The sequence below is a fragment of the Blautia sp. AM47-4 genome, from assembly GCF_003479865.1.
Classification (GTDB): domain Bacteria; phylum Bacillota; class Clostridia; order Lachnospirales; family Lachnospiraceae; genus Fusicatenibacter; species Fusicatenibacter saccharivorans.
The window spans coordinates 23,356-40,083 of sequence record NZ_QUHY01000028.1; the positions used below are offsets into that span (position 1 = coordinate 23,356).

A 16,728-nucleotide genomic window follows, 5' to 3' on the forward strand; every position below is an offset into this window, starting at 1 on the left:
TCAGAACCTGTCAAAACCTTTCTCCTTCGCGATTGTCGCACGTGTGCGGCGCTTTGGACGATATGGGCGATACAGGTCTTCTACTGCCACAAGCGTTTCCGCTGCCAGAATCTGTTTCTTTAATTCTTCTGTCAGTCTCTGATTAATATCCAAGCTTTTTAGTTCTTTCCACTTTCATAGGCGTTCTGCACCCGTTCGGTCAGCACTTTTCCACCGTTTGCATACCATTCTATCACAAAAGTATCAAAGTAATCCACTGGTTTCTCCCCACTAATGATCTGAAGAAATGCTTCCTGTTCCAGTTCCTGTAATTCTTGCGGAATTTCTGCATTTACATTTTCCAGAGGCAATGTCGATGTACTTGTTATTCCTGCCTTCTGCAGTTCCCCCACAGCCTGAATTCTTGACGCATACGCCGCCCATCCATTCGCGGTTGTCAGCTGTCCATTCAAGTAAGATTTACATGTATTAAAATAAGACTTTTCCAAACCGCTAAGCTCTGATACATCAAGCGTCTTATCCAGTGCTGCCTGAATATGTTCTGTCGTACGGTAAAGTGCATCCTCATAATCCACATTAATATTCAGTGGCCGGGCCGTCGGATCTACATTAATAGAAAAATAATCATTCACTTCTCTTGCCGCACTATCATTTGCATATCTAGACTGATCAAAAATCGCACTCACATACTTTGCTACAATTTCCGGATGCTCATATCCTTTACGCACCACCACATACATCCACTGGTCATACGATTCAAAAACTGATATCTTCTGCGTCTCATTTACCTGTTCTTTGTCTAAAAGATACGGTTTCCACTCTGCATTTGAATCGACATTATATGCTGCACTCAACGGGTTATTCGGAGCCCACCAGCGTCCATAGATAGCACCGCAATGTCCGGTTTTTAACAGATCATCTATGTTTTCCGTCTTTCGTAGCAGGAATCTCTGGTCGAGTATCTCATCCTCATATAGATTGTGAAGTTTCAAAAGCGCTTCTTTTGTTTCCTGTGTTACTGACCCATAAACTACATTTCCATTTTTATCCAGGATCCAGTGACATGGCATTGCACCGGCATGTATAAAAGTTGCATCCACTCCATAAGTCTGATCCGCACCGGCAACCACGTCTGTACTACAGGCAAGGCCGATTGTCTGACCGTCTCCTGCTGCATCCTGTTCTACAAATGCCCGGATCACTTCCAACGCTTCTCCTACTGTTTCCGGTTCCTTTAATCCCAACTTCTCAATCCAGTCTTTCCGCAGCCAAAGAAGCGGAGTTCCATCGTCAATCACCGTATTCGGAAATGCATATAGCTTTCCATCCACGGTTGCAGACTGTAAAAGAGAATCTCCATAACTTTCATACATTTCTTTGATCGTATCTGTCGTACACTCTTCATACGTTTCTGTAAGTTCTTCGATCAGGCCTGCTTCAATCAGGCGGAGCAGGTTATCTCTTCCCTTCACAACAAGCACGTCTGGAATATCACGATCTTCAATCGCTACATTGACCGCCTCTTCATAAGTATTGCCATCCTGCAATTCAAAGACATCTTCATTCTGAATATTAAGTATTTTCTTCAAATATCTCGTATATGCATTATTTTCGTACGTATCTCCTACAGGAAGATTCGAATTATTCGCCCCTGCAATCTTGCCAAGCTGTACTTAGGTACAGTCTCAGGATATTTCCCAAGTGGTGTATGCATCGCTTTATACATCAGCTTTCTTTTCACTTTAACTGCATTGCTTGCACCAGACTCACTTTGAGATGCTTTTAACTGTTCCATCTGTCTTTGACTTTCCTTCGTCTCAAAATAGGTTCCGCACCAAAGCATCAGCAATAAAATTAATGCAAGATGGGCTGAGAGAATTCGCTTTTTCATATCGTTTTTCATAACACCTTCGCCTCCGTGTTCTTCGGAATCCGGATAAAGACCCGCGTTCCTTTTCCTGGAGTACTTTCTATCTTCATCTCACCTTTTTCTCCATAAAGGACATGGATTCTGTCACAGACATTTCGCACACCATAACCGGAGGACTGATATGTCAGAATCTGATCCGCCTTCTCCTGCGTCATTCCCGCACCATTGTCCCTGATTTCAAAGAAAATGTGCTCAGCCTCTTCACGAATCGTCAGCCACAACGTCGGATTCTCATTATCTGACACATCAATTCCATGATCGATTGCATTTTCTGCAAGTGGCTGCAGGATCAACTTCGGTATCAGATAATCATTAAGACCATCCGAAATCTGTTCAACCACACGGAACTCGTTATCATGCATAACAAGTTGGATTTTGAGATATGCACGGATGTTATCAATTTCTTTTGCCACTGTGGTCATTGTTTCACCACGATTCAGGCTTGTCCGATAATAAGTAGACAGTGCCAATGTCACATGACTGATTTCATCCTCACCCGCTTCAATTGCTTTCCAGTTGATGATTGAAAGCGAATTATAAAGGAAATGTGGATTGATCTGTGCCTGCAGTGCTCTCATCTCACTGTTCTGAAGCTGGATCTTACTCTCATATACTTCTGAGATCAAATGGTTCATCTGATCCATCATGCGCCGAAATGACCGGATCAGCACACCCACCTCGTCTTTGGATTTACTCTGCACGGTAACTTTACGAAGTCCCATATTGATCAGGTTCATATTTTCAGTCAATAACTCCAACTGCGATACCATACGGAGGGAAAAAACATATCCCAGAAAACTCAGAAGAAGAACACTGATCAAAATAATCGGAATATTTTTGAGCAAAAGCTTATGGATTGCGTTTTCACTTACTGCCTTTGGACGATAGATATAGAAATTCCATCCTGTATCCTTCATTGTCCGCTGTACCAGATAATAATTCTCACTGATATCTTTCGGACTCTCAATATCCTTCGGACGATATTTCTTATCCATAGAACACTCGGCATAGACAATATTTCCATTATCATCCTGAATCATGCCTCCTGTATTATCTGTAAGCTGGCTCATGAATGGTTCAAGAACTTTTTCATAATCCAGACGCATCTCCAACACCGCTTTGATCGTATCATTGTCATAGAATTTCCGACTGGCAATGATTGATTTATTCACACCGCGAGTGATGCTCCACTGCATTAATGTTCCCTCATTCAACCTGGAATACCACTGTTGATTCTCCGCTTCCGACATTGGAAGAAGTGTATCTCCATGTGGCACTTCTATATTGTCAGAATATAATGTAATGCTCTGGATCTCTTTGTGATAGATCGTCGGCATCTGCAACAGTGGATCAGCCACCTTCACATATTTCAAATACTTCTCATAATCCGACTCTGTCTCCACATCAAAAATATTCCTGAGATTTTGAGAATAAGACAGATAATCAACCAGGTTCTTATAGATCTGAGACTGATTCTCAATCGAACTCACTGACTGTTCCAACATTTTCTCCAGATTGTACTGTTCCTTCTCTCGCAATTGATTCATCATGCCATACTGCATGGAAAAAGCAAGGAATCCTACCGGAACCAGTCCTGCAATCAGCATCAAAACAGACAGTTTTTTACGAAATTTCAGATTTTCAAATCGATGGATCAACTTCCGTATTTGTTTTTTCATCCGCCGCTATTCCTTTCCTGCATGCTTCCGGTGTATCTCCGAAAAACTCTCTGAAACTTCTGCAGAAGTATGAGTTATTGGAAAATCCTACTTCTTTCGCAATTTGGGAGATTTTCATATTCGTTGTCTCTAAAAGCTCTTTTGCTTTATTCATTCGCACTTCACGGATAAAACGGTTCAGTGTCATCCCTGTTTCTTCTTTAAATACAGCACTTAAATATCCCGGTGACAGAAAAACCATTGCGGAAAGTGTCTCTGCTCCCAGATCCTTTTCCTTATAATGGTGATAAATATATCCCTTCACGGTTGTAACTTCTGATCGGAACCCATCTTCCTGCTCTTGTATGCAATGTTCATATTCCTGAAGTACTTCTTCTACTATAGCAATCACATCATTAAGGTTTCTGCAACGATATAATCGATCCACTCTCTTTGAAAGCATCTTTTCATCCAGCCCTTCCATCTGGTCGAGCAATTCTTTCATAATTCCAGAAAATACAAACTTTATATACATATCCGAAAATTGCTTATGCGCACGATATTTTTCTTCCAGTCTCTGAAAATCCTGACGGAGATGTGGCAGATCTTTATATTGAATATCTTTCGTAATCTGTTCCATGATTTCAGAATCTTCTGCTGGATCAGCTTTCTTCTCTTCCTGCTTCTCCCCGTGGAAAAACAGATGCTGACGTGGCTGATAGAACTGCTCTTCTAACATTCCTTCCAGCACCTTAAATTCCTCTGCCAGATTTTTTCCATCTTCGATTTCCTCACTGACTGCAAAATAACATTCACTGTCAAACTGGTGCGCAAAAAAACGGTACATTTTCTCTACGATTCCATGATAATCTGCATATTTTTCCGTGAACAAAAAGATGGATTCGTTCGAATTCAGATTCACATAATGAAACTCTCTCTGCACCTCTTCCTTCAGGCTCATCAGGAAATGTTCCTCTTCCGTTTCGAAGAATCCATTTGAGGCACTGACAAGAACCATACGGGTAAATTGGGACAGATCATCTTCCATTCCATCTGTAAGTTTCTTAAACTGAACAAAATCTTCCTCTTTTCCCCCATACAGATATTTCAGTAAAAAGTATTTTTTCAGATAATCTTCTTTCTTTTCCTGCTGCTCTTTTTTCTCTATCTTGGAAGAAATATTTTCCATCACTCGTTGAAAAGTCTTATGGAATTCCTCCGGATCAACCGGCTTCAGAACATAGTCTACAACTCCATACCGCAATGCTTCTCTTGCATAAGAGAAATCATTATATCCGCTGAAGATCACGATTTCCATATCCGGATGATCTTCTCTCACTGCTTTCGTCAGCTCCAGTCCATTCATATAAGGCATCTTTACATCCGAAAATAAAATATCCACATGGTTTGATTCTAATACTCCCAGTGCATCCTTTCCATTCGTTGCTTCTAGGATCTGGAATTCTCCTTCCTCCCTCTTTAACAGAAAGCGGATTCCCCTTCGCTCCAGTTTTTCATCATCCACGATCAATATTGTAATCATTTCCCCACGCCTCCCACACGTTCACTTTACATTTTCACTATTCCTTTTATAACGTCCGAAAACAGCAGGGAATGTTCACTCACTCTCTGCTGTCTTTTTTTAATTTTTATAATTCTATTTTAATTCATTTTTAGACAATGTCCACACTAGCCTTTAACCGCTCCGGCTACAACGCCTTCGATAATATATCTCTGGCAGAACAGGTAGAAGATGATAATCGGCACAATTGCAAGAACCAGAGTTCCCATCATTGCTCCCATATCTACAGAACCGTATCCACCTTTCAGATACTGAACTGCCATCGGCACTGTCTTATATTTTCTCTGATCCAGTACAAGTGATGGAAGCAGGTAGTCGTTCCAAATCCACATTGCCTGAAGAATTGTAACTGTTACGCAAGTCGGCTTGGCAATCGGAAGTACAATTTTAAAGAATGTCTGGATTGGTGTACATCCATCAATCATTGCAGCCTCTTCAATCTCCAATGGAATGGATTTCATGAACCCGGTAAACATAAAGACGGAAAGTCCTGCACCAAATCCAAGGTAGATCACAACCAGTCCCCACGGATTTCCCATATGAAGCATATTTGCGATCTTGGATAATGTAAACATTTCCATCTGGAATGGCACGATCATTGCAAACAGGCAAAGCATGTAAAGGATCTTTGTAAATTTTGTCTTCACGCGGCAGATATACCATGCACACATGGAGCAACATAAGATAATCACTGCTACAGATAAGATTGTGATAAATAAACTCCATCCAAATGCCTGAATCAGCTGTGTCTGCTTAATACCACGGATATAGTTCTCTAATCCGACATACATCTTTCCGGTCGGTATCTTGAACGGTGCTTTACTGATATAGGCTTTTTTCTTAAAGGAGTTGATAAATACCAGTATGATCGGATACAGATACAGCAGGCTGAGTAGTGTAAAAATAACGGTTAATAATGTACCATGTTTTACTTTTTTATTCATTACTGCTGCACCTCCTTTGATGTTGTCAGTTTATTCTGGATCAATGCAATCACTCCTACGATAATAAAGAAGATAACTGCTTTCGCCTGTCCTACACCTTCCCAGCCAGTTCTTCCATAGAATGTATTATAGATATTCAGGGCAAGCATTTCTGACATCTTGTCCGGTCCACCGTTTGTCAATGCAAGGTTCTGGTCGAAAAGTTTAAATCCGTTTGTAAGTGTCAGGAAAGTACAGATTGTAATGGATGGCATAACCATCGGAATTGTAACATATCTTAAAAGCTGTACTTTATTCGCTCCATCAATCTGTGCTGCCTCGATCAGCTCTCCAGGAATATTCTGGATTCCTGAGATGTAGATGATCATCATGTATCCAACCTGCTGCCAGAGCATCAGGATAACCAATCCCCAGAAACCATATTTTGAAGAATATGTAAGTGTTTTCTGGAAATGTGCCAGAATACCATTTAATAACAGCTGCCATACATATCCAAGTACAATACCACCGATCAGGTTCGGCATAAAAAATACAGTACGGAAAATATTGGTTCCCTTAATATTCTTTGTCAAAAGCATTGCTACCGCAAATGCAAAAATGTTGATCAATAATACTGTCACAATTGTAAATAATGCGGTAAACCAAAGAGAGTGAAGAAAATCTCCGTCTCCAAGGATCTTTGCATAGTTGCTAAGTCCAATAAATTTAGCGTCTGTCACCGTTGTGAACTTGCAGAACGAAAGATATACGCCTAACACAAACGGTGCAAGGAAACCTATCGTGAATGCAATCAGCGTCGGTAATACAAATACCGGAAAATATCTCTTTATTGCTTTTTGCATGTTCTTCTCCTCCTGTCTTTCTTTTCTGTAAAAAGCCTTTCTGCGCCTTTGCTTTTCACAATTCTAATTACATAATTTCAGCCTGCCCCGGTATGCTCGTTGGCAGGCTGTTTGATCTTCTTCTCTATTTCACAGCCTTTTTATCTGCCTATCCTGTGAAAAGTCTTTTTTATTCGTTTGCTGCTGCGTATTCTTCAGCCCATCCATCAACAAATGCTGTCTGTACACTATCCCATGCGCCTGTACCCTGTGCATAGTTCAGAAGAGCTCCACCAAGATTGTTTTTCCAGTTCTCAGATGGCATTGTTGTAAAGTTCCAGCTTACTGGTGTCTTTCCTGCCTCTGTATACTCAGCATTTGCTTTTACAAGCGGGTTGTCCGGAAGGTAATCTGAGAATGTTGTGAACGGTGTTACAAATCCCATCTCGTTAGCCAGCATGTCACGACCTTCATCGCTCTCAACTACCCATTTCATAAAATCAAGTGTTGCCTGAATGTCTTCTTCTGAAGCGTTCTTATTTACACACCAGTAGTTCTCAGATCCTGTACAAAGTCCCTGATTTTCTTCTCCATCAACTCCGATGTAGATTGGAAGCATTCCCATATCTTCATCTGCTACTTCATTATCTTTGATATCATTGTAAGCCCATGTACCATTCTGATAGAATACTGCTTCGCCAAGTGCAAATTCACTTGCTGCGTCATCTCCTGTCTTAGAAGAAATCATAGATGGCTCACATGTAGAGTTGTTCAGATACAGATCCCAGATCTGTTTGTAGTTGTCAAGGTATGTTCCTTTGATTGCATCTGTGCTGTCAATTCCGTCTGCCTTATACTCATAGTAGATTGGAAGATTTGCAAGGTGTGTCTTGAATCTCCAGTCAGAGGAAGAATCCATTCCTGCTGAAGTAAAAGCTCCTTCTACTCCAAGATCATCTTTGTGTGCCTGAATCTCTTCTGCAACTGTCTTAAGTGCCTGGAAGTTATTCAGATCATCAATTGATTTGATACTTGCATCCGGCAATTCGAAGTATTTGTTCAGAAGAGCTTTGTTGTAGATCAGACCATAAGTCTCAATAACATAAGCGATTCCATCTACTGCGTCGCCATCTTTTAATATATAATCGTCAGACTCGACATCTTTATAAACATCGCTGTCTGAAAGGTCATAGCAATAATTTTTCCATGTAGCAAGTCCAACCGGTCCGTTTACCTGGAACAATGTTGGTGCCTCATCTTTTGCCATCTCTGATTTCAACTGTGACTCGTAAGTTCCTGATGCTGCTGTCTGTACATCAACCTGAACACCCGTCTCATCTGTATACTCTTTTGCAAGTTCTACCCACTGGTCAGCCTGCTCTGGTTTAAAGTTCAGATAATAAACTTTTCCGGATGACTTATCTCCTTTCGCTGTTTCATCTCCGCTTGATGTGGCTCCACATCCTGCAAGCATTCCTCCTGCCATTGAAGCTGCAAGTACAAGTGCAAGAATCTTTTTCTTCTTCATAATTGAATCCTCCTTTTATGATTACTTTTCTTTGTTTTTCTTGATGATGTTATTATAAGAAAAAGTTCCAAAATAAGATATAATAAAATTCCAAGAAACATAACACTATTTCAAGATTATTGTAATTTTTGAAGATTTTGTGTATGATACAAGAGTTCGCCAAGAACCAAAAATGAAGTTTGAAACAAATAAGTAGAGAACAGCCACGAAATAGAGGGCATAGCAAACAAACCACCGGATTAGCTGGTTTTGAAAATTGAATATATAAACGCAACACCTAATTAGGAGACCGGCGAAGGCTCATCTTTAATGAGATACCCTCGTTGCCTTAGAAGATTAAGTGCCTGTGAAGTTGTAAGAACTTTTTCTTTTTTCACAGGACGTGATTCAAGAAAACCATCGGATGTATAAGGTTTTAAATCTGTGAGTATGTGCCAGATAGCGGTCAGGATCATACGGCAGCGTGCAATAATGGCTTTCTTGTGGCCACGACGTGTTTTGATACGCTTATAGCGGGTGGTAAATTCAAAATGTTTCTTCGATTTGATTAAAGCATTTGCAATCTGTACCAGAACTGGTTTAAAATAAGAACCAGTACAGGAAATCCGAGTGGATTTGATTTTACGGTCGCTCTTATCATTTCGGGGACAACATCCAGCCCAGGAGACGAGGTGTTTTGCTGTGAGGAAGACAGGCATATCACCACCAATCTCTGAAAGCACCTGAATTGCAGTCATTGGATTCTTATCGAATCCAGGAACCGTTCTTATTAAGTTTAAAGCAGCCTCGTATTTATCACTGAGACGAAGGATTTCCTGTTCTACTTCTGAAATGTGCTTTTGAAGTTCGTCTATGTGATCAAGGCACTGTCTGAGCTTTACATCCTGTTCTTTCGAGATATTACCATCAACGGCCGCCTGAATTTCTTCTATTGGAGTTTTACAGCGGCTGTCAACAAAGGGTGACACATCAAATTTTTCCCCAGGGTGCTGCAAAATCTGTTCCGTAATGGAACGGGAAGATTTCCCGAATACATCAGAAAAGACATCATCAAGCTTCAGATTGGAAACAGTAAGACAATTTTGGGCACGATTCTTCTCACCGGTAATCATACAGGTGAGTTTGAAACGGTATCTTACGAGATCCCTGAGTTCTCTGATGTCAGCAGGTGGAATAAAAGAAGGTTTCACCATGCCGCACATGTATAGATCACAGATCCATTTGGCATCTTTGCGGTCGGTCTTGTTTCCTTTCATGGGTTTGGTGTATTTCGGATGGGATAGAGTAACCCGGATTTTGTGTTGCTCTAAGATATTGAAAACAGGGATCCAATACTTGCCGGTAGATTCCATACAGACATCGTTACAGTTGTATTTAGCAAGCCAGACACACAGCTGATGCAAACCTTTAGAAAAGGAAGAAAAGCGAGCCTGCTTATACTCTGTACGATTATTGGAATCCGTGATACCGATACAGGCATAAATCCATGTTTTGTGGACATCAAGTCCACAGCAGTTAAATTTAAAAATTTTAAAAGACAAGTAACTACCTCCTGATAGCATAATGATAAAACGGACAGTGACTGGTCATCCGGCGAGATCGAGTCGACTTCGGAAGAGATAAGTTTCCGGGCTACAGTTATGCGCCACTCATTGATGCCTTAACGGATGACCGACAACATATAAATATGCGAGGTTGCCGCTATACAGCCCCGCCACTCACCTCCACGTGTTCTGTAGTGTGTCAGTCTTATGGAACCATCATATCAGAAGGGAACAAAAATAGAAAGTGAAGGTAACCAACACGTTTCATGGCGCATTGGTGGCTTTCGCAGAAAGACGGGAAATAAATATGGATAAATCCATGTTCATAATAATTCTTTCTCCATAGTCAGATAGTGCAGCTAACCTAAACCAAAACAAAAAACTTCATAAACAACGTCATGGCGAAGCCCCCTTCGCTCTTTTGTTATGTCATTTTTTATTTCCAGCCCATTATACACTATTTCTGACGATTTGAGAAATTTCCTATAAAGCAAAAAAGGCTCGGTGGGTGCAACACCGAGCTTTCGTTTTTCTATTAGAAACTATCTGACAAATCAGAGCTTTAGCAGGTTGCAAGAAATAGATCGGCTTTAGGTTCTGCAACCGAACGGTTAATATAAACAAGATTGAATTCACCAGTGATCTCCATGTCCTCCACTCTAAATGTTGCCAAGTCATTTCGGCAGTGGCTAATTGGTTCATATGCAAAAGTAATCAAATGATCCATTGCAACCAAGTCGCAAATAATAGAAAAATTACTGATGGACGAATGCCGACTGAAGCTGTCCAGTGAATAACCTCTTGCGGCCACGGCTTGTTCCTGAAGCATGTGTGTTCCGGAACCTTTCTCACGCACAAGCAGGCTTTCCTGAAGAACTTCCTCAAGAGAAACGGTTCTGCCTGCAAAAGAATGACGGCGGCTGCATATGCCCAAAAAGCTCTCTTTTTTATAGAGGCGGTGCGGATACTTTTCTTTATCGAACACGCCTTCAATTATTGCAAAGTCCACAGGCATCTGCGGTGGCTCTGCCATTGCCGCTATCGCCCCCACCATCGACGCGGACGACAACGACGTTGCCTACGCCATGTCCGCCACCTTCCTATTTGACATGGCGATGATCGTGCTGTTTCCCATCATGGGCCGGGCACTGGGTATGACGGATCAGGCCTTTGGCATCTGGCAGGTACGGCGGTGAGCGGCACCAAGACTGCCAGCAAGTTCCTGATGGTCTGCGCACTGGCTGCCATCGGATTGAATACCTCCTTCGCCAGCATGAAGAAGGCTGGCATCCGCCCCATGATTCACGGTTTCATCATTTCTGCGCTGGTTGTAATTGTGGCGCTGCTAGTGGAGATGGGCATGGGAATCGTGTAAGAAAGCTACAAGACAATTGAGCAAAGCCACAGTTCAAAACAAAACTGTGGCTTTTGTCTTTGGATTGAGGAATGGCGTTACGTATTTGCTCGAATTACGCAGCTGATGGATGATGCAATTCTGAATTTCCGTCTTGGGAAATACAGCCCCAATCGCCGCAGAGAATCCCGTCAGGTTATCCGTGCAGGCAATGAAAATGTCCTCCACGCCTCGTTTTTTAGCCCGTTGAGTACCGTTGCCCAGTACTTGGCACTTTCGTTTTCTCCTACCCACATCCCCAACACGTCTTTTTTAAGGGCACAACGCACATATCCTTGCTCACTCTTTTTTCATTTTCTTGTTACGGTCTTTCGGGGCAACAGCCCCATCAAATCGCTTGTAAAGCGATTGTGCTTTCGAAAAAAGCATGATACGATATTGCCATAAGCAGTGATGTTGCAACACATAGCTACAATCTACAATAGTGAAAGGAGACGATCTCACCAATGCGATGCTCCCTTGTTTCCAACAAAATAATCCAAGCCCGTGAACGTTTGGGACTCACACAGCAGCAGTTAGCGGAAAAGCTTTGTGTAACCAACAAAGCCGTTTCCAAGTGGGAATGTGGCGTCACACTTCCTGACATCTCGCTTTTGGTGCCTCTATGCCGTGTTCTGGGTCTGACGGTGCAGGAACTGCTGGATGAATACGACGGCAAATTCGGTAATACCCCCGGCTGCCAGACCACGGAAGATCCTGCGCAGGACACGCTGTTTGCGGCGCAGCAGCACAGCCATTACCTGTATATCGATCTCAAAACCACCTCTACGGTGTCGCCCCATTTGTTTGGCCACAACCTGGAGCATACCAGAGCCAGCATCATGGATGGTCTCAGCGCCAGATGATCCGCAACCGGAAGTTTGCCGGCGCTGCGGCGCGCAACGGCGTAGCGCTGGACTGGGAAGGCATCGGCGAATGCGTGTACTTTGCCAATGAACACCGCCTTCCCGGTAGCAACGCAAACGAAGCTTATGTATGTCATTACGCGCACAACGGCATGTGGCGGCGTAACGAATGTCAGTCCAGATGATTCAGAACCCAATTCCGAATCAGGTGAGCGGTATCCGTCAAAAAGAGCTCTTCCTTCAAAAGGACAGGAGCTATCCGTTTGCCGTCGTTGTCAAAGTACAGCAGCCGCTGGATGTGCGCGTCGCGCTCACCAACGCCGATGGTACGCAGATTTATGCGGAAACCGTTTTTCCTGTTCAGCCCGTTCTAGCGAAGGAGGATGCACAGGAAGAGGTGGATGAATGGCAGCGCTTTGAGACGATTCTGACCCCCGGCGTCGACGATGCGCATGCCGTGATAAGCATTACCTACACGGAGCAGGCACAACTGCTCATCGGCGCAGTTTCCATGATGCCGGACAATCATTTCCATACCATGCGCAGGGACACCGTGGAAAAGCTCAAGGAAATCGGCGTGCGTCTGCTGCGCTGGCCGGGTGGCAACTTTGCCGGCGAATATCGCTGGCAGGATATGTTCCTGCATCCCGACAGGCGCGCTCCCATGGAGGGCTACATGGAAAATGAAACGCAGCCCTTTACACACGGCTATGACATGCATGAAATAGACACCGACGATTTTATTGCACTGTGCCGTGAGATCGGCGCGGAGCCCTTCCTCACCATCAATGCCGCCTGGGATTCCCCCGAAGTATGCGCCGCCTGGGTGGAATACTGCAACGGCCCTGCCGAGAGCAAATACGGCAGGCTGCGTGCCCAGCGCGGTCATCAGGAGCCCTACAATGTCAAATGGTGGTCGCTGGGCAACGAAATGGGTTATGGCCACATGGAGGGCGCAAATACGCCGGATGGATACGCATCGCTGGTGGAAACGCATGCGCGTGCCATGCTGAAGGTTACGCCGGATCTGAAATTTGTTTCTTCCGGCCCCTATCCGAATCAGGAGTGGTAGATGTTTCCATCAAGAAGCTGGCTCCCATTGCGCCATACGTTTCTCTGCATACGTACAATTCAGTCCATTGGGACTTCACCTCTCCGGAGGGCATGGAGCGCTGCTATAACGAAATGATCCGCATGCCCATCCACAATCTAGGAATCCTGCGCAGGCTGCATGACATGCTCCCGGAAAAGACATTCATCTCCTACGATGAATGGAATCTGTGGAAAACATGGTGCCGCAATCCTTCCTCCATGGAGGGCATCTTCACTGCGCAGATGCTGCACATGTTCATGCATGAAAGCGAAAAACAGCGCATGCCCATGGCCTGCTACTTTGAGCCGGTTAACGAAGGCGCCATGCAGGTGCATCCGGATCATACCGAGCTGACGGCAACCGGTCAGGCCTTTGCGCTGCTCTCCCGGCATGCCGGCGGAAAGCTGTGTACGGTAGATGGTGTAGAAGACTTTGAAGTCGTTGCCACCATCGATGATCATCATGTGCTGACCCTGACGATGCTCAACCTGAACTGGCAGGAGGAAACTACTTACTCTCTGAATAAATGCGGAACAATTCTGGAAAACAAGGTACTTCAGGCCGAAAATCTGTTGCCTGGTACCCCGTTTACGGAAAATCCCCTGATGATTCATGTCAAGGATGATATTATCAAGGCGAAGCTTCCACCCCGCAGCGTTGCCTGTATCAGTATTTCACTCGTCGAATAACATACACGGAATGCAAAAAAAAATAAAATGAAAACAGCAAGTCGCTCACAGCATGAAAGGAGTAATTTTATGAAAAATGGAAAGTTGACGGTTGCCATCGTGGGCATGGGTTTCGGCAGCTGCTTCCTGCCCATCTATCTGAAGCATCCGGATGTGGAGCATGTCATTATGGTGGATACCAATCCGGACCAGCTGAAGGCGCTGGCAGATATGTACCTGCTGGACGAAAGCTACTACACCACCGACTTTGAAGCGGTATTGCAGAACCCGGATGTGGATGCGGTCCATCTGGTCATTCCGCCCGCGCTGCATGCGCCCATGTCGGTTCAGGTGCTCAACGCAGGCAAGCACTGCGCCTGCACCATCCCCATGGGTATGTCCATGAAGGAGCTGGAAGACGTTATCAAGGCGCGGAAGGCTTCCGGCAAACACTATATGTTCATGGAAACTTCCGTCTACACCCGCGAGTATCTGTATGTGAAGGAGCTGTACGAATCCGGCGCAATGGGCAAGCTGCAGTATATGCGCTGCGCCCACTATCAGGATATGGAGGCTGGCCCTCTTACTGGGACGGCTTCCCGCCCCTGGCACATCCCACCCATGCCATCGGCCCCTGTTTTGCTCTGGCAGGGCAGCGTCCGGTCAGCGTCTTCGGCAGAGGCTCCGGCAAGGTCCGTCCGGAACTGGAAAAGCAGTACGGCTGCCCCTTCGCCTTTGAGTCTGCTCTGGTGGCCTTGGAGGATGGCGAGACGACCGTTGAAATGGAGCGCTTCCTGTACCATGTCGCCCGTGGCTACAGCGAATGCTTTAATATCTATGGTGAAAACAAGTCCTTTGAGTGGGATCAGCTCAACGGCGACAAACATGTGATGTTCAGCCGGGATCTGGTTTGGGAGAACGAGAACCGCGGCGGCAAGATCGATGAGGAATACGTTCAGGTCCCCGATTATGCCCATCTGCTTCCGGACGTCATTGGCCGGTTTACCTACGAAGTGGCCTATGACGAGGTCAATCCCCATCTGTCCTTCAAGCAGGGCGGCGGTCATGGCGGTTCCCATCCGCATCTGGTCCATGAGTTCGTTACCAGCATTCTGGAAGACAGAACTCCCTTCCCCTCCGATATCGATGCGGCCTACTGGACCGGCGTTGGTCTCCTGGCCCACGAAAGCGCCATGGAAGGCGGCACCGTAAAGTCGCTGCCCAAGTACGAAGAGCTGTAACGGGAGCCGGTAAAAACGCAGTCTCCCCAAAAAAGCCGAACCAATCGTTCTGCCTCAAATTGTCCATACAGCCAAGAGGGTTTGCCTTGATTTTGCCCAGCAATGCATCTTCAGCAAAGACCGCGGTCAAGGCTTCTCCCACAATAAAAAAGTGTCTGCGACACTCTCAACTCCCCTAACCCCTCATTCATGAGGGGAAGGGGTTTTCTTATCTCCTTCTTTATTGTAAAATTCTATTATGAATATATTACAATCCATCTTTACCGATTATTATGAACTCCATCCTCGTCCTGCTGTCATTGAAAATGTCAACAAGATGATTCATTGTGGTGACCCTTCTTACGGTGGTGCCATGTATGGCTGTCCTCACTGTGGAAATCTTAAATTTGTTCCCTTTCGCTGTAAAAGCCGTTTTTGCCCTTCCTGCGGAAACAAATACAACCAGCTTCGTTCTTTTCATATGTCCTGTAAGCTTGTTTCTTGCGTTCATCGCCATTGTGTTTTCACTATCCCAGCGGAACTTCGCGTTTATTTTCTCGAAGACAGGACTCTCTTAGATTGTTTATTTCATTCTGTTCGTGATGTTGTTTTACGCATGTTTTCCAAAATGAATAAAACCGAAAACTTTACTCCTGGGCTTATCTGTATTCTTCACACTTTTGGGCGTGATTTAAAATGGAATCCTCATATCCACGATCTCATCTCCGAGGGTGGGGCTGGTAACATCACTCCTTGGCGTCCTGTCAAACACTTTGATTACAGTTTCCTTCGTAATGCTTTCCGCAAAGTCCTGCTTGAACGACTTACCTCCCGCATTGGTCCGACTTTTCGCAAAGTCAAAAATGAAATGTACACGAAACACGCTGACGGCTTTTATGTCCGTGCAAAGCCAAATCTTTGCACTCCTGATATCACCATTAAATACATCAGCCGATACCTCGGCAGACCTGTTATTGCCACATCGCGTATTGATACTTATGACGGCAAAAATGTAACCTTTCATTACACCAGACACGAAGACAATAAAACTGTTACTGAAACCATTCCTGCTTTGAACTTCATTCAAAAACTCATTGTCCACATCTCCGAAAAACATTTTAAAATGCTTCGCTACTATGGGATATATGCCAAACATCATAAGCAGGAAATGAAGCTCCGTAAATGTATTTCTGCCGAAAAACAATGTTTCCTACATTCTAGTTAGCAACCACCTGTTCAACTGGTGGTTTATTATTAGCCCTCCAAAGGGCTATTGTTACTGCTCGCCCCAAAGGGCGGTATCGCAAGCACTTTTGCTAGCCCGCTATAAAGCGGTACTACTCGAATCTTCTCGTCTCGATTCTTCTGCTTACTCTTTTATATACTTTTGAACTGCTTCATCTGTTATATTGCCAATCGTTTCAACATAATATCCTCTAGCCCAAAACGCTTTATCCCATTTACTTTGCAACTCAGGATGC

18 protein-coding genes and 2 pseudogenes are annotated in these 16,728 nt (G+C 44.3%); 8 read left to right on the forward strand and 12 right to left on the reverse strand.

The window, feature by feature from the left end; genetic code table 11:
• From DW965_RS15310 to DW965_RS15355, 10 genes are all read right to left on the reverse strand, one after another.
• The gene (locus DW965_RS15310; RefSeq protein ID WP_330410166.1) at nucleotides 1-153 is read right to left on the reverse strand and encodes a Tex-like N-terminal domain-containing protein; all 153 of its coding nucleotides are present in this window, start codon (nucleotides 151-153) and stop codon (nucleotides 1-3) included.
• Between the two features lie 5 nt (nucleotides 154-158).
• Entirely contained in the window at nucleotides 159-1,589 is a 1,431-nt protein-coding gene (locus DW965_RS15315; protein WP_158582882.1) for an extracellular solute-binding protein, read from the reverse strand.
• Nucleotides 1,590-1,624: 35 nt separating this feature from the next.
• Nucleotides 1,625-1,903: a hypothetical protein gene (locus DW965_RS15320; protein WP_119198578.1), complete on the reverse strand. Its 279-nt coding sequence runs from the start codon at nucleotides 1,901-1,903 to the stop codon at nucleotides 1,625-1,627.
• Nucleotides 1,900-3,609 carry a sensor histidine kinase gene (locus DW965_RS15325; RefSeq protein WP_117761811.1) on the reverse strand — a complete coding sequence of 570 codons (1,710 nt, stop codon included), beginning with the start codon at nucleotides 3,607-3,609 and terminating at the stop codon, nucleotides 1,900-1,902. The genes DW965_RS15320 and DW965_RS15325 overlap by 4 nt, the downstream gene beginning before the upstream one ends.
• Nucleotides 3,572-5,131, reverse strand: coding sequence for a response regulator transcription factor (locus tag DW965_RS15330; protein ID WP_117761810.1), 1,560 nt, complete (start codon nucleotides 5,129-5,131; stop codon nucleotides 3,572-3,574). The genes DW965_RS15325 and DW965_RS15330 overlap by 38 nt, the downstream gene beginning before the upstream one ends.
• A 146-nt stretch (nucleotides 5,132-5,277) precedes the next feature.
• A complete protein-coding gene (locus tag DW965_RS15335; RefSeq protein ID WP_117761809.1) occupies nucleotides 5,278-6,114 on the reverse strand; it encodes a carbohydrate ABC transporter permease in 837 nt (278 codons plus the stop codon).
• Nucleotides 6,114-6,956, reverse strand: coding sequence for a carbohydrate ABC transporter permease (locus DW965_RS15340; protein WP_117761808.1), 843 nt, complete (start codon nucleotides 6,954-6,956; stop codon nucleotides 6,114-6,116). Before DW965_RS15340 ends, DW965_RS15335 begins: the two co-directional genes overlap by 1 nt.
• Before the next feature lie 169 nt (nucleotides 6,957-7,125).
• Nucleotides 7,126-8,463, reverse strand: coding sequence for an ABC transporter substrate-binding protein (locus tag DW965_RS15345; protein ID WP_055222161.1), 1,338 nt, complete (start codon nucleotides 8,461-8,463; stop codon nucleotides 7,126-7,128).
• Between the two features lie 281 nt (nucleotides 8,464-8,744).
• Nucleotides 8,745-10,004, reverse strand: a complete 1,260-nt coding sequence (locus tag DW965_RS15350) for an IS110 family transposase (protein WP_117761807.1) — start codon at nucleotides 10,002-10,004, stop codon at nucleotides 8,745-8,747.
• A gap of 565 nt (nucleotides 10,005-10,569) precedes the next feature.
• Entirely contained in the window at nucleotides 10,570-11,040 is a 471-nt protein-coding gene (locus DW965_RS15355) for a LysR substrate-binding domain-containing protein (RefSeq protein WP_158565833.1), read from the reverse strand.
• On the opposite strand from DW965_RS15355, the gene DW965_RS22655 reads away from it, so the two are divergent.
• Nucleotides 11,039-11,203, forward strand: a complete 165-nt coding sequence (locus DW965_RS22655; RefSeq protein ID WP_243036654.1) for a putative sulfate exporter family transporter — start codon at nucleotides 11,039-11,041, stop codon at nucleotides 11,201-11,203. The genes DW965_RS15355 and DW965_RS22655 overlap by 2 nt on opposite strands.
• On the forward strand, nucleotides 11,200-11,382 hold the full coding sequence (locus DW965_RS20105; protein WP_243036651.1) for a putative sulfate exporter family transporter: 183 nt from the start codon (nucleotides 11,200-11,202) through the stop codon (nucleotides 11,380-11,382). The genes DW965_RS22655 and DW965_RS20105 overlap by 4 nt, the downstream gene beginning before the upstream one ends.
• Nucleotides 11,383-11,460: 78 nt before the next feature.
• Here DW965_RS20105 and DW965_RS15365 read toward each other — a convergent pair.
• Nucleotides 11,461-11,672, reverse strand: a pseudogene (locus tag DW965_RS15365) (transposase); the annotation flags it as partial.
• A 195-nt stretch (nucleotides 11,673-11,867) separates the two neighbouring features.
• On the opposite strand from DW965_RS15365, the gene DW965_RS15370 reads away from it, so the two are divergent.
• The 6 genes and pseudogenes from DW965_RS15370 to DW965_RS15395 form a co-directional block, all read left to right on the forward strand.
• On the forward strand, nucleotides 11,868-12,266 hold the full coding sequence (locus DW965_RS15370) for a helix-turn-helix transcriptional regulator (RefSeq protein ID WP_119198579.1): 399 nt from the start codon (nucleotides 11,868-11,870) through the stop codon (nucleotides 12,264-12,266).
• A gap of 169 nt (nucleotides 12,267-12,435) precedes the next feature.
• Entirely contained in the window at nucleotides 12,436-13,338 is a 903-nt protein-coding gene (locus tag DW965_RS15380) for a hypothetical protein (protein WP_119198580.1), read from the forward strand.
• Between the two features lie 92 nt (nucleotides 13,339-13,430).
• Nucleotides 13,431-14,048, forward strand: coding sequence for a hypothetical protein (locus DW965_RS15385; RefSeq protein ID WP_119198581.1), 618 nt, complete (start codon nucleotides 13,431-13,433; stop codon nucleotides 14,046-14,048).
• Nucleotides 14,049-14,117: 69 nt separating this feature from the next.
• Entirely contained in the window at nucleotides 14,118-14,918 is an 801-nt protein-coding gene (locus tag DW965_RS15390) for a Gfo/Idh/MocA family protein (RefSeq protein ID WP_243036652.1), read from the forward strand.
• Nucleotides 14,915-15,268, forward strand: coding sequence for a hypothetical protein (locus DW965_RS20110; protein WP_243036653.1), 354 nt, complete (start codon nucleotides 14,915-14,917; stop codon nucleotides 15,266-15,268). Before DW965_RS15390 ends, DW965_RS20110 begins: the two co-directional genes overlap by 4 nt.
• Before the next feature lie 238 nt (nucleotides 15,269-15,506).
• Nucleotides 15,507-16,460, forward strand: a pseudogene (locus DW965_RS15395) (IS91 family transposase); the annotation flags it as partial.
• A gap of 156 nt (nucleotides 16,461-16,616) precedes the next feature.
• Here DW965_RS15395 and DW965_RS22260 read toward each other — a convergent pair.
• Nucleotides 16,617-16,728: transposase (locus DW965_RS22260; protein ID WP_199681667.1), on the reverse strand; the 112-nt coding region annotated here is incomplete at its 5' end.

Excerpts from the sequence above, each read along its gene's own strand:
- DW965_RS15345 (WP_055222161.1), bottom strand. The coding sequence starts at position 8,463 with ATGAAGAAGAAAAAGATTCTTGCACTTGTACTTGCAGCTTCAATGGCA.
- DW965_RS15355 (WP_158565833.1), bottom strand. The coding sequence starts at position 11,040 with ATGGCAGAGCCACCGCAGATGCCTGTGGACTTTGCAATAATTGAAGGC.
- DW965_RS15370 (WP_119198579.1), top strand. The coding sequence starts at position 11,868 with ATGCGATGCTCCCTTGTTTCCAACAAAATAATCCAAGCCCGTGAACGT.
- DW965_RS15390 (WP_243036652.1), top strand. The coding sequence starts at position 14,118 with ATGAAAAATGGAAAGTTGACGGTTGCCATCGTGGGCATGGGTTTCGGC.
- DW965_RS15380 (WP_119198580.1), top strand. The coding sequence starts at position 12,436 with ATGTCAGTCCAGATGATTCAGAACCCAATTCCGAATCAGGTGAGCGGT.
- DW965_RS15340 (WP_117761808.1), bottom strand. The coding sequence starts at position 6,956 with ATGCAAAAAGCAATAAAGAGATATTTTCCGGTATTTGTATTACCGACG.
- DW965_RS15320 (WP_119198578.1), bottom strand. The coding sequence starts at position 1,903 with ATGAAAAACGATATGAAAAAGCGAATTCTCTCAGCCCATCTTGCATTA.
- DW965_RS15335 (WP_117761809.1), bottom strand. The coding sequence starts at position 6,114 with ATGAATAAAAAAGTAAAACATGGTACATTATTAACCGTTATTTTTACA.
- DW965_RS15330 (WP_117761810.1), bottom strand. The coding sequence starts at position 5,131 with ATGATTACAATATTGATCGTGGATGATGAAAAACTGGAGCGAAGGGGA.
- DW965_RS15325 (WP_117761811.1), bottom strand. The coding sequence starts at position 3,609 with ATGAAAAAACAAATACGGAAGTTGATCCATCGATTTGAAAATCTGAAA.
- DW965_RS15385 (WP_119198581.1), top strand. The coding sequence starts at position 13,431 with ATGGAGCGCTGCTATAACGAAATGATCCGCATGCCCATCCACAATCTA.